Origin of the sequence: Planobispora longispora (assembly GCF_016863135.1) — a bacterium.
Taxonomy (GTDB): Bacteria; Actinomycetota; Actinomycetes; order Streptosporangiales; family Streptosporangiaceae; genus Planobispora; species Planobispora longispora.
Genome location: NZ_BOOH01000034.1, coordinates 1 through 23,827, shown reverse-complemented (window position 1 = coordinate 23,827; position 23,827 = coordinate 1). Strand labels below are relative to the sequence as shown.

The following is a 23,827-nucleotide window of genomic DNA, read 5'->3' as shown; positions in this document are numbered from 1 at the left end:
GGTAGAGGTCGTCGATGTGTGTACCCCCGAGCACATATCGGCGGCCTCTTTCGTGGTCGGGCGCCACCTTCAGTCATATGTCCGGGTTTGTGGTCCGAATTCGTGATCTAAGCGCGCAATCCAGTCGCTGTACGGCTTCGCGGGGCGGCTTCCGGTCCCGTCCCCGGCGTTCCCCGGGCGCCGCTCGCGACGCCCGGGAGGCCGGGCCGCGGATCCCGCCCGGGGCGGCCGCGGCGCGGAGCGGGGTGGCGGAGTCCACCGCCTTCCCGGATCCGGGTACCGTTCCGTCTATGGCAGCGCCAACGACAACCTCCGACGCCCCCTTCGGCCGCATGCTGACCGCCATGGTCACCCCGTTCACCCCGGACGGCGCGGTCGACTACGAGGCGGTGCAGAGCCTGGCCACCTACCTGGTGGACGAGCAGCGTAACGACGGCCTGGTCGTGAGCGGCACGACCGGCGAGTCCCCGACGACCTCCGACCAGGAGAAAGAGCGCCTGGTGCGCGCGGTCGTGGAGGCGGTCGGCGATCGCGCCGTCGTGGTGGCGGGGGCGGGCAGCAACGACACCCACCACAGCGTCGAGCTGGCCCGGACCGCCGAGCGCGCCGGGGCCCACGGCCTGCTGGTGGTGACGCCCTACTACAACAAGCCCCCGCAGGAGGGGCTCTACCGGCACTTCACCGCCGTGGCCGACGCCACCGGGCTGCCGGTCATGCTCTACGACATCCCCGGCCGCAGCGGCGTGCCCATCCAGACCGAGACCCTGATCAGGCTGGCGATGCACGAGCGCGTCGTCGCCGTGAAGGACGCCAAGGCCGACCTGTTCGCCGGATCCCAGGTCATGCTCGCCACCGACCTGGTCTTCTACTCGGGCGACGACACCCTGAACCTGCCGTGGGCCTCGGTCGGGGCCGCCGGGTGCGTGAGCGTCGTGGGCCACGTCGTGGGCGCGGAGATCGCCGAGATGATGGCGCTGCACCGCTCCGGTGACGTCGCGGGCGCGCTGGAGATCCACCGCAGGCTGCTCCCGGTGGTCTCCGGGATCATGATGCAGGCCGGCGGGGCGATCATGGCGAAGGCGGCGCTGGCGATGGTCGGGCGCCCGGTGGGCCCCGTGCGCCCGCCCCTGTCGGAGGCCACGGAGCGGGAGCTGGCGATCCTGCGGGCGGACTTGGCGGCGGGCGGCGTGAAGCTGTCCGACGGAGATGTGACGTGAGAAAGAAGACCACGGCCGGTCCTGACCGCGGTGAGACCGCGGTCAGGACCGGCATCGGATGCGGCGCGGTCGGGAATGACCGCAGTGGGGAGGAACGGCGGTTTGAAGGTTGCAGACAGAGGCCTTCTTGTGGGGTGCGGAGTGCTCGGCGAGGGAGCAGTCCTGCCGTATGGGAGGTTCGCCGACACGTGTGAGAGAGGTGTGACCGCATGAGTCACCCCCATCCCGAACTCGGGCCGCCGCCGCGGCTCCCGGAGGGCGCGCTGCGCATCGTCGCGCTGGGCGGCCTCGGGGAGATCGGCCGCAACATGGCGGTGTTCGAGTTCGACGGACGCCTGCTGATCGTGGACTGCGGGGTGCTGTTCCCCGAGACCGAGCAGCCGGGCGTGGACCTGATCCTTCCCGACTTCGACTACATCCGCGACCGGCTGGACCAGATCGAGGCGGTCATCCTGACCCACGGTCACGAGGACCACATCGGCGCCGTGCCGTACCTGCTCCGCGAGCGCCCCGACATCCCGATCGTCGGCTCCAAGCTGACGATGGCGCTGATCGAGGCCAAGCTGACCGAGCACCGCATCCAGCCGGTCAAGGTCGAGGTCGTCGAGGAGGAGCGGCACCGGTTCGGGCCGTTCGACTGCGAGTTCTTCGCGGTCAACCACTCGATCCCGGACGCGCTGGCGGTCGCGATCCGCACCCCGGCCGGGATCGTGCTGCACACCGGTGACTTCCGGATGGACCAGCTGCCCAGCGACGGCCGCCTGACCGACCTCGGCGGGTTCGCCCGGCTCGGCCGGGAGGGCGTCGACCTGCTGATGTCCGACTCCACCAACGCCGAGGTGCCGGGCTTCGTCACCAGCGAGCGGGAGATCGCCCCGGTCATCGACGAGGTGATCCGCACGGCGAGCAAGCGCGTGATCGTGGCGAGCTTCGCCTCCCACATCCACCGCGTGCAGCAGGTCATCGACGCCGCCGGGAGGCACGGTCGCAAGGTCGCCCTGATCGGCCGCTCCATGGTCCGCAACATGGGCGTGGCGCGCGACCTGGGCTATCTCCGAATCCCGCCGGGCCTGATCGTCGACTCCCGCGAGATCGAGGAGTGGCCGCCGGAGGACGTGGTGCTGATCTGCACCGGCTCCCAGGGCGAGCCGATGGCCGCGCTGTCGCGCATGGCCAACCGCGACCACGCGATCCGGATCGCCGAAGGCGACACCGTGCTGCTGGCCTCCTCGCTGGTCCCCGGGAACGAGACCGCGGTCAACAAGGTGATCAACGGCCTGACCCGGTGGGGCGCGCGGGTGGTGCACAAGGGCAACGCCAAGGTGCACGTCTCCGGGCACGCCGCCGCGGGTGAGCTGCTGTACGTGCTCAACCTGACCCGGCCGTCCAACTTCATGCCGGTGCACGGCGAGTGGCGGCACCTGCGGGCGCACGCCAAGCTGGCCGCGCTGACCGGGGTGCCCGACGACCACATCGTGATCGCCGAGGACGGCGTCGTGGTGGACCTGGTCGACGGCCGCGCGCGGATCGTGGGCGCGGTGCAGGCCGGCTACGTCTACGTGGACGGCACCTCGGTGGGCGACGTCACCGAGTTCGCCCTGAAGGACCGGCGGATCCTGGGCGAGGAGGGGTTCATCTCGATCATCATCGTGGTGGACACCGCCACCGGCGAGCTGGCCGCCGCCCCGGAGATCCACGCCCGCGGCTCGGGCATCGACCCCGACCGGTTCGACGAGGTCATCCCGCAGGTGGAGAAGGTCCTGAAGGACAACGCCGCCGACGGGGTGGTGGACATCCAGCAGATCCGCCGGGTGGTCCGCAGGAGTGTGGGCCGCTGGGTGAGCGACACCTACCGCCGCCGCCCGATGATCGTCCCTGTGATCATCGAGGTCTGATCGCGGGGCTCGGGCCGTACGGCTCCGGCCGTACCGCTCCGGCCCCGCAGTTTCGGTGGCACGGCTCCCGCCCGGATCCGGACCTTCCCAGGTCCGGATCCGGGCGCCCGTGTTCTCCGGGGTTTCTTCCGGCCTCCCGGCTTGCGGCCTCCCGGGCGCAGCGCACGCTTCCGCGCATGTGACACCCTCTGTCGGCCGCCTGCCCGGGTAAGAGTTCATGTCCGGAACACCGTGCCAACGCGCACGATGGAATGCGCTTTCCGAAACATGCGGCCTCTCCTCCCGTTCCTGTTTGCCGAGATGAGATCTTGCTCTACGGTGTGGAACGACCTTTTCCGGTCAAACCGAAATTTCGGGTACGTACGGCCTCAAGGGAGATGAGGAGTGCTACGTAATCTCGCAACCCGCGCACGCGTTGTGGCGTGCGCGGCGACAACCCTCGCGGGCGTCGCGCTCGCGGTGGCGCCGGCGGCGGCTTCCGCGGCCCCGGCGGCGGGCTCGTATACGCTTGTTAACGCTAACAGTGGTCTCTGTCTGGAAGTTCCCTCGGCGGGAACGGCGGAGGGCGTACAGCTCGTCCAGCAGTCCTGCGGCCGGTCCGGCCAGACCTGGACGCTCTCGAACGTCCCCGGGGGCCAGCGCCTGACCGCGGCCCACAGCGGCAAGTGCGCCGGCATCGCCGGCAACAGCACCTCCGCGGGCAAGGCGGTCGCTCAGCAGGCCTGCCAAGTAAGCGCTTTCCAGACCTGGGAGCTGCAGCTCGTCAGCGGCTCGATCTACCGGGTCGTCAACGCCGGCAGCGACAAATGCCTCAACGTCAAGGACAGCTCCAAGGCCGCCGGCGTCGGAGTGCAGCAGAACTCCTGCGACACGGCCGCGAGCAAGCGCTGGACGCTCAAGGCCGCGGGCTCCGCCCCCGCGCCGACCGCCACCCCGACGCCCGCGCCGACCGCGACGGTCAAGCCGACCCCCACCCCGGCGCCGACCGCGACGAGCGGCCCCTCCCCGCTGCCCGGCTGGCCCGCGGCGAACGGGCAGCAGGCCGTCACCTCCACCATCCCCGTCAGCGGCGTTCGCGACGGCGGCATGAAGCGCTTCTACGGCTCCGGCGAGTTGGGCAGCGACGGCCAGAGCGAGAGCCAGGGCCCGCTGTTCCAGCTGGCCGACGGCGCCACGCTGCAGAACGTCATCCTCGGCGCCCCCGCCGCCGACGGCGTCCACTGCCTGGGCACCTGCACGCTGAAGAACGTCTGGTGGGAGGACGTCGGCGAGGACGCCGCCACCTTCAAGGGCGCCTCGGCCTCCCAGGTGATGACCATCGACGGCGGCGGCGCGCGCAAGGCCTCCGACAAGACCTTCCAGCACAACGGCCCCGGCACGATGGTGATCAAGAACTTCCAGATCACCGACTTCGGCAAGCTCTACCGCTCCTGCGGCAACTGCTCCAAGCAGTACGCCCGGCACGTCGTCGTCTCCAACGTGCAGGTGACCGCCCCGGGCAAGTCCCTGGTGGGCATCAACAGCAACTACGGCGACACCGCCAAGCTCTCGGGGATCACCATCGTCGGCGACCCCGGCAAGAAGATCGCGATCTGCGACAGGTACAAGGGTGTGACCAGCGGAGAGCCGAGCAAGATCGGTAGCGGCGCCGACGGCGTGAACTGCGTCTACAGCGCCTCCGCCATCACCTACAAGTAATCCCGCGGATCCCGGCGGGGCGCGCTCCCGCCGCGCCCTCACGGTGATCTCACCCTGTTCCCCGCCGCGTTCCCGCCGCCGGCCCCTTCCCCGGCCCGATCCGGGGAAGGGGCCGGTCCCGGCGAGCCTCCGCCTCCCCGGCGGCCACTGTCGTTAGCCTCCTACCATGGCCACCCGTACGTCTAAAGGCACCTCAGGTAAAACTCCGGCCAAGGGAGCTCCCGGCCGGTCGAGGTCCACCCCTGCCCGTACGGCTCCCGCCAGGCGGGCCTCCGCCGCCCGGGCGAAGTCCGCGTCCCCGCCGCGACGGCCGTCCGGCTCCCAGCCCGACCCGATCGGCTGGGTCCTCACCATGATCGGCAAGCTGTTCGTGGGGATCTGGATGCTGCTCGCCGGCGGCATCGGGAGCGCCGCGCGGGCCCTGGGGCGCAACGCGCGGGAGCTCGACCCCGTGCACCGCCGCGACGGGCTGGGCCTGGCCGTGTTCGCCGGTGCGATCGTGCTGGCCGCGATGACCTGGCGGACCGGCACGGGCACCGTCTCCGAGGTGGTCAACACCGTCATGCGCGGTGTCTTCGGCTCGCTGACCTGGCTGATCCCCATCCTGCTGACGCTGCTGGCCTGGCGGCTGCTGCGTCACCCCGACCAGAACACCGACACCGGCCGGATGATGATCGGGTGGGCCGCCCTCACGGTCGGCGTGCTCGGCATCGTGCACGTCGCCAACGGCACGCCGTACCCCTCGGGCGGCTCCTCCGACGGCATGGACAAGGTGTCGGCGGCCGGCGGGATGATCGGGTTCATCATCTCCGCGCCCCCGGACAGCATCCTGCCCGTCTTCATCACCATCCCGCTGCTGCTGCTCCTGTCGGCCTTCGGCGTGCTCGTCATCACCGCGACCCCGGTGCACCGGGTCCCGGAACGGCTGGCGGAGATCAGGCACATGCTCTTCACCCGCGAGGCCGCGCCGGCGCGCGCGCCCCGGACCCCGGCCAAGCGCCCCGTGCGGGGCAAGGGGAAGACCGGCTCCGCGGGCTCCGGTTCCGGGGGGCCCGAGGGTTCGGACCCCGGGGACCCCGACGGCGTCAAGCCGTACGACACGCCCGTGCTCGCCGAGACGTCGGGCAGGCTCGCCGACCACTCGCCGGAGATCGTGCCCGGCCTGGTGACGGAGGAGCCGGAGGTCGAGGAGCGCCGGCCGTCGCCGCCCGAGCCGACCCCGGCGCCGCGCAAGGTGGAGCAGCTCGTGCTCTCCCCGCAGGCGGGGCCGTACACCCTGCCCGACGCGCAGTTCCTGAAGCCGGGCAGCGCGCCCAAGCCGCAGACGAAGGCCAACACGGTCGTGGTCAACGCGCTGACCAGCGTGCTGGAGCAGTTCTCGATCGACGCCCAGGTGATCGGCTTCACCCGGGGGCCGACCGTGACGCGCTACGAGATCGAGCTGGGCCCGGCGGTCAAGGTCGAGAAGGTGACCGCGCTCACCAAGAACATCGCCTACGCCGTCAAATCGGCCGACGTGCGCATCCTGTCCCCGATCCCGGGCCGCTCGGCGATCGGCGTCGAGATCCCCAACAGCGACAAGGACCTCGTCTCGCTGGGCGACATCCTGCGCTCGCAGGTGGCCCAGGCCGACCACCACCCGATGATCGTCGGCCTGGGCAAAGACGTCGAGGGCCGCACGATCGTGGCCAACCTCGCCAAGATGCCGCACCTGCTCATCGCGGGCGCCACCGGCGCGGGCAAGTCGGTCTGCGTCAACGGGCTGATCACCTCGATCCTGATGCGCGCCACCCCGGACGAGGTCCGGATGGTCCTGGTCGACCCCAAGCGGGTGGAGCTGTCGGTCTACGAGGGCATCCCGCACCTGATCACGCCGATCATCACCAACCCCAAGAAGGCCGCCGAGGCCCTGGAGTGGGTGGTGGGGGAGATGGACCGCCGCTACGACGACCTGGCCGCCAGCGGGTTCCGGCACGTGGACGACTTCAACAAGGCGGTGCGCGCGGGCAAGCTCGTGCCGCCCCCGGGCAGCGAGCGGGTCTACCAGCCGTACCCGTACCTGCTGGTGATCGTGGACGAGCTCGCCGACCTGATGATGGTCGCCCCCCGCGACGTCGAGGACTCCATCGTCCGCATCACCCAGCTCGCCCGGGCCGCGGGCATCCACCTGGTGATCGCCACGCAGCGCCCGTCGGTGGACGTCGTCACCGGCCTGATCAAGGCGAACGTGCCCTCGCGGCTGGCCTTCGCCACCTCCAGCCTCGCCGACAGCCGGGTCATCCTCGACCAGCCGGGCGCCGAGAAGCTGGTGGGCCAGGGTGACGCGCTCTTCCTGCCGATGGGCGCGAGCAAGCCCATGCGCCTGCAGAACGCCTTCGTCTCCGAGAAGGAGATCATGGAGGTGGTGACGCACTGCAAGGCCCAGATGAAGGTCGAGTACCGCGAGGACGTGGCGGCGGCCGCCACGGCCAAGAAGGAGATCGACGAGGAGATCGGCGACGACCTCGACCTGCTGATCCAGGCGGCCGAGCTGATCGTGACCACCCAGTTCGGCTCGACCTCCATGCTCCAGCGCAAGCTCCGGGTGGGCTTCGCCAAGGCGGGCCGCCTGATGGACCTGCTGGAGAGCCGGAACGTGGTGGGCCCGAGCGAGGGCTCCAAGGCCCGCGAGGTCCTGGTCACGCCCGACGACCTGCCGGGACTCCTCGCCGACCTGCGCGGCTGACCGGCCGGAGACGCGCGCGGCCGGCGGCGGTCCACCGCTGACGGCCGCGCGCCTCCGGCGGCGGTGTGCGACTGACGACGGCGCACCGCTGAAGACGGCGTACGGCGGGCGGTTCGCGTGCTTGACGGCTGGTTGTGGCACCCCGGGTTCATCGCCCGAATCGTCACTGGTTGAATGGGGGTCACTACGTAACGTCAGAGTCGGGGGAGGCGTGCGATGGTGAACGAGGGGGCCGCCGGGTACGGCGCGGGCGAGGAACCGCCGGGCGAGGTGCGCGCATGAGCGTCGGCGCCAGGCTGGCGGAGGCGCGGGAGGCCGCGGGGCTGTCCGCCGAGGAGCTGAGCAGGCGCACCCGCGTGCGCGAGGCACTGATCAACGCGATCGAACGGGACGACTTCTCCCTGTGCGGGGGTGACTTCTACGCGCGGGGGCACGTCCGCAACCTGTCCACCTTCCTCGGGATCGACGCCGAGGCCATGGTGCACGAGTTCGACCACATGCACGGCGGCGTGCCGCTGCCGGTGCGGGCCTCCAGCATCTTCCAGGCGGAGAAGCCCATCAAGATCCGCGACCGCCACGCGCTCAACTGGACGATGGCCATGGCGGTCGCGCTGGCCGTCGTGGTCGTGTTCGGCGTGGTGAAGACGATGGGCGGCAAGGGCGACGTCACGACGGCGGAGGGCCGGGAGGTCTCGGTGCCGGCCGCGTCGCCGTCCACCTCCATCGTCAAGGCGCCCGAGCCGCCGCGCAAGGAGGCCTCGCTCTCCTCGCCCAGGCAGAACGGCACGGTGGTCTTCCAGGTCAGGGCGGAGCGCTCCACCCGGCTCACGGTCAGGGACGCCGGGGGGCGCCGCCTGTTCTCCGGCACGCTCCCGGCGGGTAAAACCTCCGTGTGGCGGGCGAAGACCGGGGTGCGGGTCACTTTCGCCGACGCCGGAGCGGTTTCCCTGCTGGTGAACGGGAAGGATCTGGGTGTCCCGGGGCGTCCGGGGCAGAGCCTGAAGCGCTTCTACGGGGCCGCCGCCCCCTCCCGGAGGTAGCTCGCGGCGGACCGGAAGCGGGGGGAGGTGCACCGGGTAGTGGCCAACTCCCTATACCGTAGTGTTCACCATGTCATCCCGCCGAACCGCATCGCTGATCACACTGGGCTGCGCCCGTAACGAGGTCGACTCCGAGGAGCTCGCCGCGCGGCTCGAGGCTGCCGGCTGGCAGCTGGGCGACGACGACCCCGACGTCGTCGTCGTCAACACCTGTGGCTTCATCGACTCAGCGAAAAAGGACTCCATCGACACGCTGCTCGCCGCCGCCGACTCGGGGGCCAAGGTGGTCGCCGCGGGGTGCATGGCCGAGCGGTACGGCGACCAGCTCGCCGAGGCCCTGCCCGAGGCGGCGGCCGTCATCTCCTTCGACGACTACACCGAGATCGGCGACCGCCTGGACGACGTGCTGGAGGGCAGGCCGCTGGTCCCGCACAGCCCGCGCGACCGCAGGACGCTGCTGCCCATCTCCCCGGCCGAGCGCGCCGCGGCTCCCAAGGCCGGCATCCCCGGCCACGGCGAGCTGCCCGAGGGGCTGGCCCCCGCCAGCGGTCCCCGGCCGCTGCGCAAGCGCCTGGGCGACGGGCCGGTGGCCTCGCTCAAGCTGGCCTCCGGCTGCGACCGGCGCTGCACCTTCTGCGCCATCCCGGCGTTCCGCGGCGCCTACGTCTCGCGCGGCGCCGCGGAGCTCCTCGGCGAGGCGGCGTGGCTGGCCGAGCAGGGCGTCAAGGAGCTCGTCCTGGTCAGCGAGAACTCCACCTCCTTCGGCAAGGACCTCGGCGACCTGCGGGCGCTGGAGAAGCTGCTGCCCTCCCTGGCCGCGGTCGAGGGGATCGAGCGGGTGCGGGTCAGCTACCTGCAGCCCGCCGAGCTCCGTCCCGGCCTGCTGGAGACGATCGCCCGGACCGAGGGCGTGGCGCCGTACTTCGACCTGTCCTTCCAGCACGCCAGCGGTTCGGTGCTGCGCCGGATGCGCCGCTTCGGCGATCCCCGGCGCTTCCTCGACCTGCTGGAGACCATCCGGGCCGCCGCCCCGGAGGCGGGCGTGCGCTCCAACTTCATCGTGGGCTTCCCCGGCGAGACCGAGGAGGAGTTCACCGAGCTGGTCGACTTCCTGCAGGAGGCCAGGCTCGATGTGATCGGTGTGTTCGGCTACTCCGACGAGGAGGGCACCGAGGCGGCGTCGCTGCCCGGCAAGCTCGACCAGGAGACCGTGGACGCCCGCGTGGCCGCGCTCACCGAGCTGGCCGAGGAGCTCATGGCCCAGCGGGCCGAGGAGCGCATCGGCACCGAGGTGGACGTCCTCATCGAGGAGGACCTGGGCGACGGCGGTTACGAGGGCCGCGCCGCCCACCAGGGCCCCGAGGTCGACGGCTGCGTCACGGTCCAGGGCATCGGCCTGGTCCGCGGCCAGATCGTCCGGGCCGTCGTGGTCGACTCCGAGGGGGTCGACCTCATCGCGCGCATCAAGGCCGCCCCGTGAGCGCGCCGCCGGGCCGGGAGAGCGCATGACCAACACGCCAGAGACCGGCACCGACGCGACGTCGGCGCACGGGCACCCGCCGAAGGTGAGCCCGTGGAACATCGCCAACGTCGTGACGGTGATACGACTGGCGATGGTCCCGTTCTTCGCGGTCTGCCTCTTCCTTCCGGGCACCGGCTGGAGGGTCACCGCGCTGGTGGTGTTCATGGCGGCCTCGCTCACCGACCTCCTCGACGGTGAGCTGGCCCGCCGGTACGGCCTGGTCACCGACTTCGGGAAGATCGCCGACCCGATCGCCGACAAGGCCCTGATCGGGGGCGCGCTCATCAGCCTGTCGATCCTGGACGAGCTGGGCTGGTGGGTCACCATCGTGATCCTGGGCAGGGAGATCGGCGTCACGCTGCTGCGGTTCGCGGTCATCAGGCACGGCGTCATCCCGGCCAGTTACGGCGGGAAGGTGAAGACGGTCCTGCAGATCTTCGCCATCGCCCTCTACATGTGGCCGGGCGTGCCCGACCTGCTCCGCTGGATCGCGATGGGCGCGGCGATCCTCGTGACCGTCGCCACCGGGCTGGACTACGTGATCCGGGCCGTGAAGCTGCGCCAGGTGGCCAAACGAGCGCGGGCCGGTCAGTGAGCCACGCCCCCGAGCCCGCGAGGCCCGCCGTCCCGGAGGCCGCCCGGGTGCTCGCGCTGCTCGTCCGCGGGGGCGCGACCGTGGCGACCGCCGAGTCGCTGACCGCCGGGTTGATCGGCGCGGCGCTGACCGGCCCCCCGGGAGCCTCCGCGGCCTTCGCCGGTGGGGTCCTCGCCTACGCCACCGAACTCAAGCACCGCCTGCTGGGCGTCCCGGCGGCGCTGCTGGAGCGCGAGGGGGCCGTGCATCCGGAGGTCGCCGCCGCGATGGCGGGCGGCGTGCGCGAGCTCACCGGCGCCACGTACGGCGTGGCCGCCACCGGCGTGGCCGGGCCCGACCCGCAGGACGGGAAACCGGTCGGCACCGTTCACCTGGCTGTTAGCGGGCCCGGCGAGCGGGTATGGCATCGGGATCTGCAGCTGCGCGGCACGCGTGAGGAGATCCGGCAATGGACCGTGAACGAGGCAATAGACCTGCTTCACGGGGTTCTGGAGCCGAACTCGGGGGAACAATCAGGATGATTACCGCGTTACGTCCCCAGCGAACATGCTCACGACGGTCTGCCGCGGTGTCGGTGGATGCGGGTACGGTGGAGCTGTGAGTGAGGGCAGCGTCAAGCAATGATGACGGCGAGGCGAATGTACGAAGGGTCGCGTTCAAAGAACGGGCGGCACGAACCGATTGCGCGGAGCGTCGTCAAGACGTCCGCGCCGGGGAGGGAGCGACAGATGGTTCTGCTGCGTCAGCTGCTCGGTGACGTGCTGAGGCGGCTGCGGGTGCGGCAGGGTCGCACCTTGCGCGAGGTGTCCACACTGGCGCGGGTCTCCCTCGGTTACCTGTCCGAGGTGGAGCGTGGCCAGAAGGAGGCGTCGTCCGAGCTGCTCGCGTCGATCTGCGGCGCGCTGGGCGTTCCGCTCTCCCAGGTGCTCCGTGAGGTGTCCGACCAGTTCGCGCTGGCCGAGCTCCAGCACGCCCCGGTGCTCGCCGACGTCCCCGAGCGGGAGCGTCTGCCGATCCCCGAGACCGTGCCCGCGACCCCCTTGCCGGAGGACGCGTTCGAGGGCTTCCGCGCCGTGGTCCCGCCCATCGAGCACACCCCCGAGGTCAAGGACATGGTCGCCGCCTGACGCCGCAGGCGGCATGGCCGCCGCCCGGCGGCAGGTCACGCGCCTTCATACCGCCGTGCGCCTTCACGGCGACTGGCACCGGGGACACCAGTAGATCAGGCGTTCCTGCGTGCGCGCCCCCATCTCGCCGCGGCTGATCTTGCCGCCGCAGCGAAGGCAGGCCCGCCCCGCCCTGCCGTAGACCCACATGCCCCGCCCCGGGCGGAGATCCCCCGTGGTCGTCCGGTTCTCCGGCCGGTCCTTGTTCGCCTCCAGCAACTCCCGCGCGAGCTCCACGAGCCCGATGAGCCCTCCGGCGCTCCGCCCGCCTCCCGCGCCCCCACGGGCGTTCCCGCCGCCCCTGGCGGCCACGTCGCCGCCCGGACCCGTCGCGCCGCTCGCCTTCGTGTCGCCGTCCATCCCCATGCCGTCCCTGAGGGTCACGTCGCCGCCCGGACCCGTCGCGCCGCCCGCATCGGCGTCGCCGTGGACGTCCGCGATCGCCGCCACCGGCCGCCACGGCCAGACGCCCGCGAGGAACAGCGTCTCGGCCCGGTAGATCGTCCCGATCCCGGCCAGGTTGCGCTGGTCGAGCAGCGCCTCCCCGATGGTCCGGCCGGGGTCGTCCAGGAGCCGCCGCACGGCCTCCCGGGCGTCCCAGTCCGGTCCCAGCGGGTCGGGGCCGAGGTGTCCCACCACCCGGCGCTCATCGCCGGTGCGGAGCAGGTCCACCATGCCGAGCCGTACTCCCACGGCCTGCCACTCGGCGTTGGCCAGCACCAGGCGGACGAGATCGCCCGGGGGGACGCGGCGGCCCGCGGGGGAGATGTGCCAGGCCCCCTCCATCCGCAGGTGGGTGTGGACGGTCAGGCCGCCCTCGACGCGGGTGAGCAGGTGTTTGCCCCGGGGGACGGTCTCCAGCACGGTCCGGCCGGTCAGGTCGGCCGTGGCGTGGCGGGGCACGCGGAAGTCGGATCGGGTCAGGGGGCGGCCGTCGAGCGCCCGCCCGAGCCGCGCGGCGGTCCGGTAGACGACGTCACCTTCGGGCATGGGCGCGGCCGGGCCGGGTCAGTCCCAGGCGGTGGGGTCGGAGGCGAGCTCGCGGACCCGCGCGGGGAGTGCTCCGCTGGCCACGCTGGCGAGGCTGACCTCCTCCAGGATGGCCCGCTCGCTGGCGCGCAACGCGATCCAGACCTGCTGCAGAGACTCGGCGGGCCCCCGGTAGCCGACGTGCTCGGGGCGTTCGCCCCGAACGTTGGCCAGCGGGCCGTCAACGGCGCGGATCACGTCGGCAAGGCTGATCTCGCTCGCGGGCCGGGCCAGCACGTAGCCGCCTTCGGGGCCGCGCTGACCGCGGACCAACCCGGCGCGGCGCATCTGGAGCAGGATGTTCTCCAAGTACTTGGGAGGCATGTCCTGTTCCTTGGCCAGCTCGCCCACGGTGGTTGGGCCTTCGCCGGCGGCGGCGAGTTCGGCGGCGGCACGCAAGGCATAGTCGACACGGGCGGATAGGCGCATGCGATCGATTATCCCGGCTCCCGCCCACTGCTCAGTGCCAGGTCCCGCCGGGAGCGGGGATAGCGGGACGGGCTCCCTTCCACGCTAAACTATCAGGAACCCTTATTAATGAATAAGGTGGCTATTCTGCGAATGTAATAGTGACGGGGAAACGGCGGACAAGAGAGCATGGGTATGGAGCGACGTCCTGGCGTGCCCAGGCTGCTGCGGCAGATCAACGACAGGGCCGCCCTGGAGCTGTTGCTCACCTCCGGGCCTCTGACGCGCGGGCAGATCGGCGAGCTCACCGGCCTGTCCAAGGTGACGGCGTCGCAGACGCTGGCGCGGCTGGAGGAGCGGGGCCTGGTGGAGGTCGCCGGGGAGCAGGCCGGGGGCAGAGGGCCCAATGCCGCTCTTTACGGAATTGTCCCCTCATCCGCCTACGTAGCGGGTCTGGACGTCGGCCCGGAATTCGTCACCACCGCCATCGCCGATATCCACGGTGAGATCGTCGCCGAGGTGACGGTCGCGCCCGACGAGCACGACGATCCGGTCGCGGTCGTGCACAACGCGGTGGTCAAGGCGTGCCGCTCGGCCAAGGTCGCGCTCTCCAAGCTGCGCGCCGTCGTGATCGGCACGCCCGGCGTGGTCGATCCGCGCACCGGCGACGTGCGGTTCTCCTTCGACCTGCCGGGCTGGCACGAGGGCATCCACGAGGCGCTCGCCCGCGACCTGCGCCGCGACGTGAAGATCGAGAACGATGTGAACCTCGTCGCCGTCGCCGAGCGCACGCTCGGCGCCGCCCGCGACGTGGACGACTTCGTGCTCCTGTGGGCGGGACGCGGCATCGGCCTGGGCGTCGTGCTCGGCGGGCGGCTGCACCGCGGCCGCTCGGGCAGCGCGGGTGAGATCGGCTACCTGCCGGTGCCGGGCGTGCCGCTGGCCGGGGACGTGCGGGCCGTGCCCGGACGGCTGCCCTCGCTCGCCGGCGGCCTGCAGTCCCTGGTGAGCGCCGAGGCGGTGACCGAGCTGGCCGCCTCCTACGGCTTCGCGGGGCGGAGCGGGGCCGAGTGCGTGGCGGCCGCGGTCGAGGCCGGCGAGCGCGGAGAGCCCCTCCTGGACGACATCGCCGGCAGGCTGGCGCTCGGCGTGGCGTCGGTGTGCGTGGTGCTCGACCCCGGCCTGGTCGTGCTCGCGGGCGAGGTCAGCCAGGCGGGCGGGAACGCGCTCACCGGGCGGATCGAGGAGGCCGTGGCCCGGATCTGCCCGGTCCGCCCGCAGGTGGTGGCCAGCGGGGTGAACGGCAACCCGGTCCTGCGCGGCGCGGTCCTGGCGGCGCTGGAGCAGGCCCGCGAGGAGATCTTCGCCTCCTAGGGCGCCTGTACGGAACCCGGCGGTCTGCGCGGGCGCCGGGTCATTCGTACCGCAGCGGGTAGGCGGCCCGTCGCCGCCGGAGGGCCTCGTCCAGCAGGTGGCGCAGCTCGTCGCCCTCGACGACGGCGGATTCCGGCGTCCGGCCGTACCACAGCCGCGTGAGAACCCAGAGCTCCTTGCGCTCCAGCTCCTCGGCGAACCGCTCGCCGAACTCCTCGGGGATGTCGTCCGGCTCCTCGGCCCGGTAGGCCACGAAGGTGTCGGGCAGGCGCATGCCGTGGCCTCCGGGGGAGAAACGCTCGGCGAACTCCACGGCGGGGGAGAGCCCGGAGAGGTTCCGCAACGAGAGGGCATAGCCGAGGAAGTCACCGATGACCTGATTCGGGTCCGGGGTGACGACGATGATCGGGCCTTCGAGGCGAACGGTACGCATGGCTGACGTCGATGCTATGTGATGATCTGTGACCCCCACGGGCCCAGACGCCGTGGAGGTCTCCGCGGGCCGGACGCGTCAGGGATGGACGCGTCGGCGGATGGACGCGCTGGGGGGTGGACGCGTCGGCGGGCGCAGGCGTCGGGAGTCGGGCGCGTCGCGGTGCGGGGCCGCCGGGGTCAGACGCCGAGGAGCTCGGCCGCGGCCTGGGCGTTCGCCCGGGCGGCGCCGTAGGTGGCCAGGTACGCGGCGGCCTCCGGGCGCCAGATCGGCAGGCCCATCTCCACCACGGTGGCGTCGGGGCGGGCGGCCAGCAGCGCCGACACGACCGTCTGGCTGCTCTCGTAGCGGTGCGCGTCCTTGACGACGATGACCAGGGAACGGCCGACGGCGCCCTCCAGGAGGCCGGGAACGTCGGCGGTCTCGGGCTTGACCCGGACGATCTCCGCCCGGGAGAGCCACGGGGCGAAGCCCCACGGCACGTCGCCCACCGCGATGGTGGGAGGGGTGTCTATCTCGACCACCAGCGGGTTGACCAGCGGGGCGGCCGAGCCGGTGAGGCTGACCGCGCGCCGGGCCGCAGTCAGGCCGATCACGTTCTCGCCGTTCGCGACCTGCCGGGGCTCGCCGAACCAGGCGCGGAGGCGGGAGACGTGCTCGGCGGCCTCCTCCAGGCGGGACAGGGGCAGGCTGCCGTCCCGCACCGCGGCGACGATCCCGGCGATGATCGCGCGGACGTCGTCCTCGCTGGGGACCGGGCCGAGGCAGAGCAGGTCCGTCCCCGCGGCCAGGGAGAGCACCGCGCCCCCGGCCAGGCCGTAGGCGTCGGTGATCGCCCGCATGTCGAGGGCGTCGGAGATCACCACGCCGTCGTAGCCCAGTTCGCCGCGGAGCAGCGTGGTCAGCGCGGCGGGCGAGAGCGTCGCGGGCAGGTCGCCGGTGAGGGCGGGGACCCGGACGTGCGCGGTCATGACGGACATGGTCCCGGCCTCGATGGCGGCGCGGAACGGCACGAGCTCGCGCTCGCGCAGCAGCTCCATGGAGGCGTCGACGAGAGGGATCTCCAGGTGGGAGTCCTGCCGGGTGGCGCCGTGGCCGGGGAAGTGCTTGACGCAGGCGGCCACGCCCGCGGACTGCAGGCCCTGGACGGCGGCGACCGTGTGCCGGGCGACGAGTGCGGCGTCGGAGCCGAACGAGCGGGTGCCGATCACCGGGTTGTCGTCGGCGGTGTTGACGTCGGCGTCCGGGGCCATGTCCAGGTTGATCCCGCAGCGGGCCAGGTCGTCGCCGATGGAACGGTAGACGCTCCGGGTCAGTTCGACGTCGTCGACGGCGCCGAGGGCCGCGTTGCCCGGGTAGGGGCTGCCCACGTGGTAGGCGAGGCGGGTGACGTCGCCGCCCTCCTCGTCCAGCGAGATGACGGGTTCGCCCGCGGCGCGCAACCTCGCGGTCAGCGCGGAGAGCTGACCGGGGTCGGCGACGTTGAAGCCGAAGAGGGTGACGCCGCCGAGGCCGTTGTCCAGCTCCCGGAGCACCCACTCGGGAGCGGTGGTCCCCTGGAAGGCGACGAGCAACGTGCCGGCCGCGAGGCGGTACAGCCCCTGCTCGCTGGGACCCGCGATGAACTCGGACATGGCGCTGGAGCGCTCCTTAGCTGAGGAGGGATTCGGATACGGGCAGGGCCGGGCGCGGCCCGCGCCTTGTGGGCGCGGGCCGTACCGGCACCGGGGGTCAGCCCTTGACTGCGCCAGCGACGAGGCCGGAGACCATCCGCCGCTGCACCAGGAGGAAGAAGACGACGACCGGGATGGTCATCATCGTGGAGCCGGCCATGATGGCGCCCCAGTCGGTGCCCCGCTGCCCGAAGAAGAACTGCAGCGCGACGGGCATCGTGTAGCCGGAGGAGTCCGACATGAGGATGAGCGCGAAGATCAGCTCGTTCCAGGCGGTGATGAACGAGAAGATGCTCGTCGCCACCAGGCCGGGGGCCACCAGGGGGAACAGGACCTTCCGGAAGGTCGTGAACCGGCTCGCGCCGTCGATCCAGGCCGCCTCCTCCAGCGACTTGGGCACCGCGGCGACGAACGTGCGCAGCATCCAGATGCCGAAGGGGAGGGTCAGGCCGACGTTGATCACGATCAGGCCGAGCAGCTGGTCGTACAGGCCGAGTCGCCTGACGTTGAGGAAGAGCGGGATGAGCAGGGCCTCGGCCGGGATCATCTGGACGATCAGCAGGGTGATCAGGAAGCTGGTGCGGCCCCGGAACCGGAAGCGGGCGATGGCCGTGGCGGCCAGCAGGGCGAAGACGGCGCCGATGAGCACGGTCCCCAGGGCCACGATGGCGCTGTTGCGCATGTAGACCCAGATGGAGTTGCCGGCCACGCCCTCGGTGAGCACCCGGTCCAGGTGATCGAAGGTGATCTCCGTCGGGATGGGGATGAAGTCCGTCGTGAAGATCTGGTCGTTGGTCTTGAACGCGGTGGAGACCATCCAGTAGACGGGGAAGGTCGCGAACAGGAAGACCAGGACTCCGGCCGTGTTGAGCGCGATCACACCGAGGCGCTTGCGGGTACGGGGATCCATCCCCCCGCTCGCGGCCGGTCGGTTGCGGGTGGAGGCGTCCGGCTTGCCGCCGGTGAGTGAGGTCGTCACATCTCCTCCGTCTTCACGATCTGCCGGACGTAGAAAGCGGTCACGACGAGCAGCAGCAGCGTGAGCACCACCGCGATCGCCGCGCCGCTGCCCATCTTCGGCGGGCTGCGGAAGGCCTCGGCGAAGGAGAACATCGACAGGTTGAACGCCTCGCGGTTGTTCGGCCCGCCCATCAGCACGTACAGCTGGCTGAAGACCTTGAAGTTCCAGATGATCGACAGGATCGTCAGCACCGCGAAGACCGGCCTGAGCAGCGGAAGCGTGATCGTTCTGAAGGTCCGCCAGGCGCCGGAGCCGTCGACCCGGGCCGCCTCGTAGAGCTCGGCGGGGATGCCCTTGAGCCCGGCCAGCACCGAGACCGCGATGAACGGGAACGAGGCCCAGACCACGCAGACGATCAGGACGAGGTAGATGGTGAACGCGTCGTTGAGCCAGGGCTCGCCGGTCCAGTCGGACCGCCCGAACAGCAGCTCGGAGAACCAGTCGGGGAGCAGGTTGAGCGCCCAGTTGATGATGCCCGCGTCGGCGTCGAAGAGCCACCGCCAGATGACGCCCTGGGCGACCGGCGGCACCGCCCACGCGGACATGATGCCGACGACCACGAAGGTGGACATCTTCCTGCTCAACCTGTTGAGCAGGGTGCCCACCGCGGTGCCGAGGATCAGGGTGAGGGCCACCGTGACGACGGCGAAGGTGACGGTGTTGCGGAGCGAGGACCAGAAGATCTCGCTCTCGAAGATCTGGGTGTAGTTCTCCGTGCCCACCGACTCGGCCGGCACGCCGCGGATCTGGCGCAGCCCGACCTTCTGGAAGGACATGATGACCATCTGGATCGTCGGGTAGAGCAGCAACCCGGCGATGACCAGCAGGCCGGGGATGAGAAGGACGTACGGGATGACCCACTCGGGCATCCCGCTGGCCTTCGTCCGGCGCCTGGAGCGCGTGGGGGGCCGCCCGGAGGCGGGGGGGTTGCCCCCGCCCCGGGCGAGCGTCGACGTGTTCGCCATGGTTACTGCTGGTTCAGGATCTCTTCGAGTTCCGTGTTGGCCTTGGCCAGAGCCTCGTCAGCGGTGGCCTTGCCCTCGATGACCGACCGGGCGGCGTTCTGCAGCACGGCCTTGGTCTCACCGGCCTCGGTCCAGTTGGAGTCGGCCGGCAGCGCCTTGGCGTTGGCGAAGGCCTCGGCGAACGGAGCCTGCGCCGGGTCCTCCTTCAGCTTCTCGAGCTGCTCGGGGTAGATCGGCAGCAGGCCGCCCTCGGAGGCGTACCGGCCCGCCCACTCCTTGGTGGTGGAGAACTTCACGAACTCGGTCGCCAGGTCCTTGTTCTTGGCGTCGTTCCAGACGGCGATGTCGTTGCCGCCGAAGAAGGCCGGGGCCGCCCCGCCGCTCTTGCTCGGGAGCGGGAAGAAGGCGAGCTGGTCCTCGGCGACCTTGCCCGAGCTCTCCTCCTTGATCGTGGCGATGTCCCAGCCGGCGGTCAGGTACATGCCGACCTTGCCGTTGGCGAAGCGGGTACGGATGTCGGCGGAGTTCTGGCCGAGACGGGACTTGCTGGACAGGCCCTCGGTGACGATCTTCGTGTAGGTGTCGAAACCGGCCTTGAACGCCGGGTCGGTCAGCTTGCCGACCCACTTGTCGCCCTCCTTGAGGGCGTACTCGCCGCCCTCGGCCCAGGCGAGCGCGCCGAGGAGGTGGTTGGCGTCGGAGCCGCCGTTGAAGGCGAAGCCGTCGACGTCCTTGCCCTTCTTCTCCTGGATCTTCTTGGCCGCGGCGATGACCTCGTCCCAGGTCTTCGGGGCCTCGATCTTGAGCTCGTCGAACCAGTCCTTGCGGTAGAGCACGGCGCGGGTGCCGGCGCCCCACGGCGCGGCGTAGATCTCGCCGCCGTCGGTCTCCAGGGAGAGCAGGTTCTTCGGAATCTGCGCGTGGTCACCACCGCCGAAGACCGCGGTGATGGGGTGCAGGGCGTCCTGGCTGCGCCAGAGCGGCACCTGGTCGTTGCCGATCTCGGTGACGTCCGGGCCGGCGCCGCCCGCGGCGGCCGCGGTGAACTTGTCGTTCACCTGGGGCCACGGGATCCACTCAACCTTGGTCTTCGCACCGGTCTCCGCCTCGAAGGCGGCGACCAGGGCGTCCGTGTACTTCTGGGCAGCCGGGTTGCTCTCACCCAGACGCCACAGGGTGAGAGTCTCGCCCGCGAACTTCTTGCCGCCGGCGGAGGCGTCGGCCTTCGGGGCGGTCTCGGTGGCGGGCTCGCTGGAGCCGCAGGCGGCGAGGCCCAGAGCCAGGGCGGCGGTGGTGGCCGTGGCAACGGCAATCTTCGTGAACTTCATTTGGGGTTCTCCCTTCCCGGCTTCGCGTCGGGGTCGCGCTTCGGGTGCCGGTCTGGTCCCCATGCCAGGCCGTACCTGATCGAAGACGCCCTCCATACGGTCGGCGCTCTGACATCCCGCGGCGTTCTCGTGCCCTTGCCGCCGGGCTGACTGCGGCTAAACTAACAAGAAACTTTCTTAAAAGAAACGATCGTTAGCGGATCGTGACGGGGGAGGCAGATCGTGCCCAGACGCCCGGGAACACCCCGGCTGTTGCGCCAGCTCAACGACCGCGCGGCGCTGGAACTGCTGCTGTCCAGCGGTCCGCTCACCCGCGCGGAGCTGGGAGAGCACACCGGCCTGTCCAAGGTCACCGCCGGCCAGTTGCTGGTCAGGCTGGAGGAGCGCGACCTCGTCGCGGTGGTCGGCGAGCAGGCCGGCGGGCGCGGCCCGAACGCCGCGCTCTACGGCGTCGTGCCCTCCTGCGCGTACGTCGCGGGCCTGGACGTGCTGCCCGACCGGATCAGCGCGGGGATCGCCGACATCACCGGGGAGCTCGTCGCGGAGGTCTCGGCCGACCCCAGCGGGTACGAGGACCCGGTGCGGCTGGTGCGCGGCGTCATCGAGAAGGCCTGCGCGTCGGCGGGCATCGATCTCACGCGGCTGCGCGCCTTCGTGATCGGCACCCGGGGCGTCGTCGATCCCCGGACCGGGGACATGCGTTTCTCCTTCGACCTGCCCTCCTGGCACGACGGCGTGCTCGCCGGGCTCCGCCGCGACCTCGACGTCCCGGTGACGATCGAGAACGACGTGAACCTGGCCGCGCTGGCCGAACGCTCCCACGGCGCCTCCCGGGAGGTGGACGACTTCGTGCTCGTCTGGGCGGGGGTCGGCCAGGGCCTGGGGGTCATGCTCGGCGGGCGGCTGCACCGCGGCTTCACCGGGGGCGCGGGCGAGATCGGCTGGCTCCCGGTCCCCGGGGAGCCGCTCCCGACCGACGTGAGCGAGCCCCAGTCGGGCTCCTTCCAGCGCCTGGTGGGCGGGGACGCCGTCACCAGCCTGGCGGGCGCGTACGGCGTCGACGGCCGTTCGGTGGGCGAACGGGTCCGCGCGGCCGTCGCCGACGGCCCCGAGGGCTTCCTCGACGAGCTCGCCGGCCGCCTGGCGGTCGGCGTGGCGGCGGTGGCGGTCGTCCTTGACCCGGGCCTGATCGTGCTCAGCGGCGACGTCGGCCGGGCCGGGGGCGAGGCGCTGGCGGGCCGGGTCGAGGAGGCCGTGGCGCGGATCTGCCCGAGCCGGCCCCGGGTCGTGGTGACCGAGGTCGAGGGCAACCCGGTGCTGCGGGGCGCCCTGGTCTCCGCCCTCCAGCAGGCCCGGGAAGCGGTGTTCTCCGACACAGTGTGACAATTGCGCATATGCGGGAAATCGTGTTGATCTCCGACCCCCGAGTCGTCTCGATCCCGGTCGAGGAGAGCGGAGAGCCGCTGGTCGACATCCGCGGCCGGCTGCGCACCGACGACCGGCTCGCCGACCCCGAGGGCGCCTACGCCCATCTCCGGGAAGGACTGCTGGCCCGGCTGGAGGCGGCGCAGGGCCAGCTCCCCGGCGGCTACCGGCTGCTGGTCGTGGAGGGGTACCGGCCGATCGTGACGCAGCAGCAGATCTTCGACGACTACTCGGCGTCCCTGCGGGCGGAGTTCCCCGGGATGTCGCCCGAGGAGCTCCGGTCGGCGGCCAGCCGCTACGTCTCACCCGTCGAGGTCGCCCCGCACACCGCGGGCGCGGCGGTGGACCTGACCCTGTGCACCGAGGACGGCGTCGAACTCGACATGGGCACCCCGGTCAACGCCACCCCCGAGCAGAGCGACGGCGCCTGCTACACCGCCGCCGCCGGCCTGTCCACCGAGGCCCGCCACCACCGCAAGCTCCTCGCCTCGGCCCTGGAACCGGCCGGCCTGGTCAACTACCCGACCGAGTGGTGGCACTGGTCCTACGGCGACCGGTACTGGGCCATGGTCACCGGGGCGTCCGCGGCCCGCTACGGCCCCCGGGAGCCGTGACCCCGCCGGGCCCTCTCAGCACGGGGACGCCGCGCCTTCTCAAGGCGAGGAGGCGGGCCCTTCTCAAGGCGAGGAGGCCGCGCCTTCTCAGGACGAGGGCGCCGGGTCGGGCACGCAGGCGCGCCAGGACAGGGGCAGGCCGGGGCCGGTGGCGATCAGCCGCCCGGCGTGGGCCGTCAGGACGGCGGCCCCGGCGGCGTCGCACAGATCGGTCCACTCGGCCGGGACGCCCAGCGGCAGCCGGGTGCGGACCCGGCCCGCGGCGTCCGTGGCGTAGAGACGGCCGTTCGTGGAGGTCAGGGCGGTCATCCCGGGCAGGGTGTCGATCGGCTCCCAGCGGTCGCCCTCCGCGGACCGGTGCCACAACGTCCCGGAGGCGGCGGCGAACAACTCGCCGTTGACCGTCGCGAGGCCCGTGGCCCCGGCGGGGGCGTCATCGAGGAGCGTCGTCCAGGACCCGTCGGGCTCGCGGTAGACCAGGCGGCCGTCCCCGGTGAGGCCGTACAGGCCGATGGGGCGGGCCGGGGTGGCCTCGCGCGGTACGGCCAGCGCCGTCACCCCCGGCGTGGAGCCGCCCCGCCGCCAGCGCAGGTTCTGGCCCGACAGCTCCCGGGTCAGCAGCATGCCGTCCGCGTCGGCGCCGTACAGCACGGAGCCGAGGACCGACATGGCGCGCAGCGCTCCCGCGGAGCCGATCACCTCCCAGCCGTCCCCGGATGCGGACAGCCGGTCCAGCACGTTGCGGGTGATCCGCTCCACGTGCGGCTCGTGGAGGGCGTTGCCCCAGTTCACGGTGGCGGCGGTGAACACCGTCCCCGCGCCCAGGCGCATGGCGCCCATGGTCGCCATGCCGCCCTGGCCGTACCGGTGCCAGTGGCGCAGGTCCGCGGTGGCCAGGATCACGAAGGACGGCGGCGTGCCGTCGCGGCCGGTGGCCGCCGGGACGCCGTCGATCTCGACGAAGTCGCACGCGTCGGTCTCGTATCCCAGCGCGCCCCGGCCGAACTTGTCGCCCTCGCCGAGCCCGGTCCCGGCGAAGGCCCAGTGCTCGGGGAAGCGGACGACGTAGGACTCGTCGTGCATCCGCTGCATGTACGGTCCCCAGGTCCCCGCGCCCCGCCGGAAGCTCACCCCGATCATCGAGTTCTCCGGCCGGTCGACGGGTGAGCTGGACCACTCGACCGTGGTGAGCGCCGGGTCCGTCGCGGCGACGGGATCGGCGGCGGCGTCGCGGTGGCAGACCATGGTGCGCCCGCCGTCCTCCAGCCGGAACTGCCACCAGCAGGTGTTGCCGGAGAAGACCGCGAGGTTGCCGCCCCGGCGGACGAACTCCTCGACGGTGTCGCGCATGCCCGCCGTCCAGTACTCGTCGTGGCCGTTGACCACCAGCAGGCGGTAGCCGGCCAGCAGTTCCCGGCCGTCGTGCAGGTCGAGGCCGGAGCAGTAGTCGACGTCGTATCCGGCGGGTTCCAGCCAGCGGATCATGCCCTCCTCCCAGCGCTCCGGGGGCGGACCGCCGCCCGGCCGGTCGAAGGAGACACGCGCGGCCCGGGTGGGATGCTCGGCCCAGTAGAGCCCCTCGCCGGGGATGCCCGCCCGGTTGTACGCCTGCCAGGTCGGGAACGGGATCGAGAGCAGGATCGGCGAGCTCGGCCGGGCGGCGCGGACCGCGAAGTACACCTCGCAGTCGCCCTCCTCG

Annotated in this window: 20 protein-coding genes; 12 read left to right on the top strand and 8 right to left on the bottom strand. The window is 71.7% G+C overall.

Annotated features, from left to right (window positions below; genetic code table 11):
• Positions 1 to 290: 290 nt before the first annotated feature.
• The 9 genes from dapA to Plo01_RS20340 all read left to right on the top strand — a co-directional run bounded on the left by dapA (position 291) and on the right by Plo01_RS20340 (position 11,819).
• Positions 291 to 1,217: a 4-hydroxy-tetrahydrodipicolinate synthase gene (gene dapA, locus Plo01_RS20380; protein WP_203892244.1), complete on the top strand. Its 927-nt coding sequence runs from the start codon at positions 291 to 293 to the stop codon at positions 1,215 to 1,217.
• A 209-nt stretch (positions 1,218 to 1,426) separates the two neighbouring features.
• Positions 1,427 to 3,112: a ribonuclease J gene (locus Plo01_RS20375; protein WP_203892243.1), complete on the top strand. Its 1,686-nt coding sequence runs from the start codon at positions 1,427 to 1,429 to the stop codon at positions 3,110 to 3,112.
• A 384-nt stretch (positions 3,113 to 3,496) separates the two neighbouring features.
• Positions 3,497 to 4,810 (top strand): pectate lyase, encoded by a 1,314-nt coding sequence (locus Plo01_RS41045; RefSeq protein WP_275415407.1) that lies wholly within the window; start codon positions 3,497 to 3,499, stop codon positions 4,808 to 4,810.
• Positions 4,811 to 4,976: 166 nt separating this feature from the next.
• On the top strand, positions 4,977 to 7,535 hold the full coding sequence (locus tag Plo01_RS20365) for a DNA translocase FtsK (protein ID WP_203892242.1): 2,559 nt from the start codon (positions 4,977 to 4,979) through the stop codon (positions 7,533 to 7,535).
• A gap of 278 nt (positions 7,536 to 7,813) precedes the next feature.
• Positions 7,814 to 8,575, top strand: coding sequence for a helix-turn-helix domain-containing protein (locus Plo01_RS20360; protein WP_203892241.1), 762 nt, complete (start codon positions 7,814 to 7,816; stop codon positions 8,573 to 8,575).
• Positions 8,576 to 8,645: 70 nt separating this feature from the next.
• The gene (rimO, locus tag Plo01_RS20355; protein WP_203892240.1) at positions 8,646 to 10,055 is read left to right on the top strand and encodes a 30S ribosomal protein S12 methylthiotransferase RimO; all 1,410 of its coding nucleotides are present in this window, start codon (positions 8,646 to 8,648) and stop codon (positions 10,053 to 10,055) included.
• A 25-nt stretch (positions 10,056 to 10,080) separates the two neighbouring features.
• Entirely contained in the window at positions 10,081 to 10,692 is a 612-nt protein-coding gene (pgsA, locus tag Plo01_RS20350) for a CDP-diacylglycerol--glycerol-3-phosphate 3-phosphatidyltransferase (RefSeq protein ID WP_203892239.1), read from the top strand.
• A complete protein-coding gene (locus Plo01_RS20345; protein WP_203892238.1) occupies positions 10,689 to 11,213 on the top strand; it encodes a CinA family protein in 525 nt (174 codons plus the stop codon). Before pgsA ends, Plo01_RS20345 begins: the two co-directional genes overlap by 4 nt.
• Before the next feature lie 207 nt (positions 11,214 to 11,420).
• Positions 11,421 to 11,819, top strand: a complete 399-nt coding sequence (locus tag Plo01_RS20340; protein WP_203892237.1) for a helix-turn-helix domain-containing protein — start codon at positions 11,421 to 11,423, stop codon at positions 11,817 to 11,819.
• 63 nt (positions 11,820 to 11,882) lie between these two features.
• On the opposite strand, the gene Plo01_RS41040 is transcribed toward Plo01_RS20340, so the two are convergent.
• Positions 11,883 to 12,848: a DNA-formamidopyrimidine glycosylase family protein gene (locus Plo01_RS41040; RefSeq protein WP_275415406.1), complete on the bottom strand. Its 966-nt coding sequence runs from the start codon at positions 12,846 to 12,848 to the stop codon at positions 11,883 to 11,885.
• Between the two features lie 18 nt (positions 12,849 to 12,866).
• Positions 12,867 to 13,316 (bottom strand): RrF2 family transcriptional regulator, encoded by a 450-nt coding sequence (locus Plo01_RS20330; protein WP_203892236.1) that lies wholly within the window; start codon positions 13,314 to 13,316, stop codon positions 12,867 to 12,869.
• Positions 13,317 to 13,490: 174 nt separating this feature from the next.
• Between Plo01_RS20330 and Plo01_RS20325 the strand changes: the two genes are divergently transcribed.
• Positions 13,491 to 14,669 (top strand): ROK family transcriptional regulator, encoded by a 1,179-nt coding sequence (locus tag Plo01_RS20325; protein WP_203892235.1) that lies wholly within the window; start codon positions 13,491 to 13,493, stop codon positions 14,667 to 14,669.
• A 40-nt stretch (positions 14,670 to 14,709) separates the two neighbouring features.
• On the opposite strand, the gene Plo01_RS20320 is transcribed toward Plo01_RS20325, so the two are convergent.
• The 5 genes from Plo01_RS20320 to Plo01_RS20300 form a co-directional block, all read right to left on the bottom strand.
• Positions 14,710 to 15,102, bottom strand: a complete 393-nt coding sequence (locus Plo01_RS20320; RefSeq protein WP_203892234.1) for a hypothetical protein — start codon at positions 15,100 to 15,102, stop codon at positions 14,710 to 14,712.
• 179 nt (positions 15,103 to 15,281) lie between these two features.
• Positions 15,282 to 16,736 carry a glycoside hydrolase family 3 protein gene (locus tag Plo01_RS20315; RefSeq protein WP_203892233.1) on the bottom strand — a complete coding sequence of 485 codons (1,455 nt, stop codon included), beginning with the start codon at positions 16,734 to 16,736 and terminating at the stop codon, positions 15,282 to 15,284.
• Positions 16,737 to 16,833: 97 nt separating this feature from the next.
• Entirely contained in the window at positions 16,834 to 17,685 is an 852-nt protein-coding gene (locus tag Plo01_RS20310; protein ID WP_203892333.1) for a carbohydrate ABC transporter permease, read from the bottom strand.
• A 65-nt stretch (positions 17,686 to 17,750) separates the two neighbouring features.
• Positions 17,751 to 18,761: a carbohydrate ABC transporter permease gene (locus Plo01_RS20305; protein ID WP_203892232.1), complete on the bottom strand. Its 1,011-nt coding sequence runs from the start codon at positions 18,759 to 18,761 to the stop codon at positions 17,751 to 17,753.
• A 2-nt stretch (positions 18,762 to 18,763) separates the two neighbouring features.
• Positions 18,764 to 20,089 (bottom strand): extracellular solute-binding protein, encoded by a 1,326-nt coding sequence (locus tag Plo01_RS20300; protein WP_203892231.1) that lies wholly within the window; start codon positions 20,087 to 20,089, stop codon positions 18,764 to 18,766.
• Between the two features lie 222 nt (positions 20,090 to 20,311).
• Here Plo01_RS20300 and Plo01_RS20295 point away from each other — a divergent pair, with 222 nt between their 5' ends.
• The gene (locus tag Plo01_RS20295; protein ID WP_203892230.1) at positions 20,312 to 21,472 is read left to right on the top strand and encodes an ROK family transcriptional regulator; all 1,161 of its coding nucleotides are present in this window, start codon (positions 20,312 to 20,314) and stop codon (positions 21,470 to 21,472) included.
• A gap of 11 nt (positions 21,473 to 21,483) precedes the next feature.
• Positions 21,484 to 22,128, top strand: a complete 645-nt coding sequence (locus Plo01_RS20290) for a M15 family metallopeptidase (RefSeq protein WP_203892229.1) — start codon at positions 21,484 to 21,486, stop codon at positions 22,126 to 22,128.
• 87 nt (positions 22,129 to 22,215) lie between these two features.
• Here the strand turns inward: Plo01_RS20290 and Plo01_RS20285 are convergent.
• A partial coding sequence (locus Plo01_RS20285; protein ID WP_203892228.1) for a N,N-dimethylformamidase beta subunit family domain-containing protein occupies positions 22,216 to 23,827 on the bottom strand: 1,612 nt, incomplete at its 5' end.

What these genes read in the sequence shown, in the direction of transcription:
- dapA (WP_203892244.1), top strand. Translation starts at nt 291, where the DNA reads ATGGCAGCGCCAACGACAACCTCCGACGCCCCCTTCGGCCGCATGCTG.
- Plo01_RS20375 (WP_203892243.1), top strand. Translation starts at nt 1,427, where the DNA reads ATGAGTCACCCCCATCCCGAACTCGGGCCGCCGCCGCGGCTCCCGGAG.
- Plo01_RS20365 (WP_203892242.1), top strand. Translation starts at nt 4,977, where the DNA reads ATGGCCACCCGTACGTCTAAAGGCACCTCAGGTAAAACTCCGGCCAAG.
- Plo01_RS20360 (WP_203892241.1), top strand. Translation starts at nt 7,814, where the DNA reads ATGAGCGTCGGCGCCAGGCTGGCGGAGGCGCGGGAGGCCGCGGGGCTG.
- rimO (WP_203892240.1), top strand. Translation starts at nt 8,646, where the DNA reads ATGTCATCCCGCCGAACCGCATCGCTGATCACACTGGGCTGCGCCCGT.
- pgsA (WP_203892239.1), top strand. Translation starts at nt 10,081, where the DNA reads ATGACCAACACGCCAGAGACCGGCACCGACGCGACGTCGGCGCACGGG.
- Plo01_RS20340 (WP_203892237.1), top strand. Translation starts at nt 11,421, where the DNA reads ATGGTTCTGCTGCGTCAGCTGCTCGGTGACGTGCTGAGGCGGCTGCGG.
- Plo01_RS41040 (WP_275415406.1), bottom strand. Translation starts at nt 12,848, where the DNA reads ATGCCCGAAGGTGACGTCGTCTACCGGACCGCCGCGCGGCTCGGGCGG.
- Plo01_RS20330 (WP_203892236.1), bottom strand. Translation starts at nt 13,316, where the DNA reads ATGCGCCTATCCGCCCGTGTCGACTATGCCTTGCGTGCCGCCGCCGAA.
- Plo01_RS20325 (WP_203892235.1), top strand. Translation starts at nt 13,491, where the DNA reads ATGGAGCGACGTCCTGGCGTGCCCAGGCTGCTGCGGCAGATCAACGAC.
- Plo01_RS20320 (WP_203892234.1), bottom strand. Translation starts at nt 15,102, where the DNA reads ATGCGTACCGTTCGCCTCGAAGGCCCGATCATCGTCGTCACCCCGGAC.
- Plo01_RS20315 (WP_203892233.1), bottom strand. Translation starts at nt 16,736, where the DNA reads ATGTCCGAGTTCATCGCGGGTCCCAGCGAGCAGGGGCTGTACCGCCTC.
- Plo01_RS20310 (WP_203892333.1), bottom strand. Translation starts at nt 17,685, where the DNA reads ATGGATCCCCGTACCCGCAAGCGCCTCGGTGTGATCGCGCTCAACACG.
- Plo01_RS20305 (WP_203892232.1), bottom strand. Translation starts at nt 18,761, where the DNA reads ATGGCGAACACGTCGACGCTCGCCCGGGGCGGGGGCAACCCCCCCGCC.
- Plo01_RS20300 (WP_203892231.1), bottom strand. Translation starts at nt 20,089, where the DNA reads ATGAAGTTCACGAAGATTGCCGTTGCCACGGCCACCACCGCCGCCCTG.
- Plo01_RS20290 (WP_203892229.1), top strand. Translation starts at nt 21,484, where the DNA reads ATGCGGGAAATCGTGTTGATCTCCGACCCCCGAGTCGTCTCGATCCCG.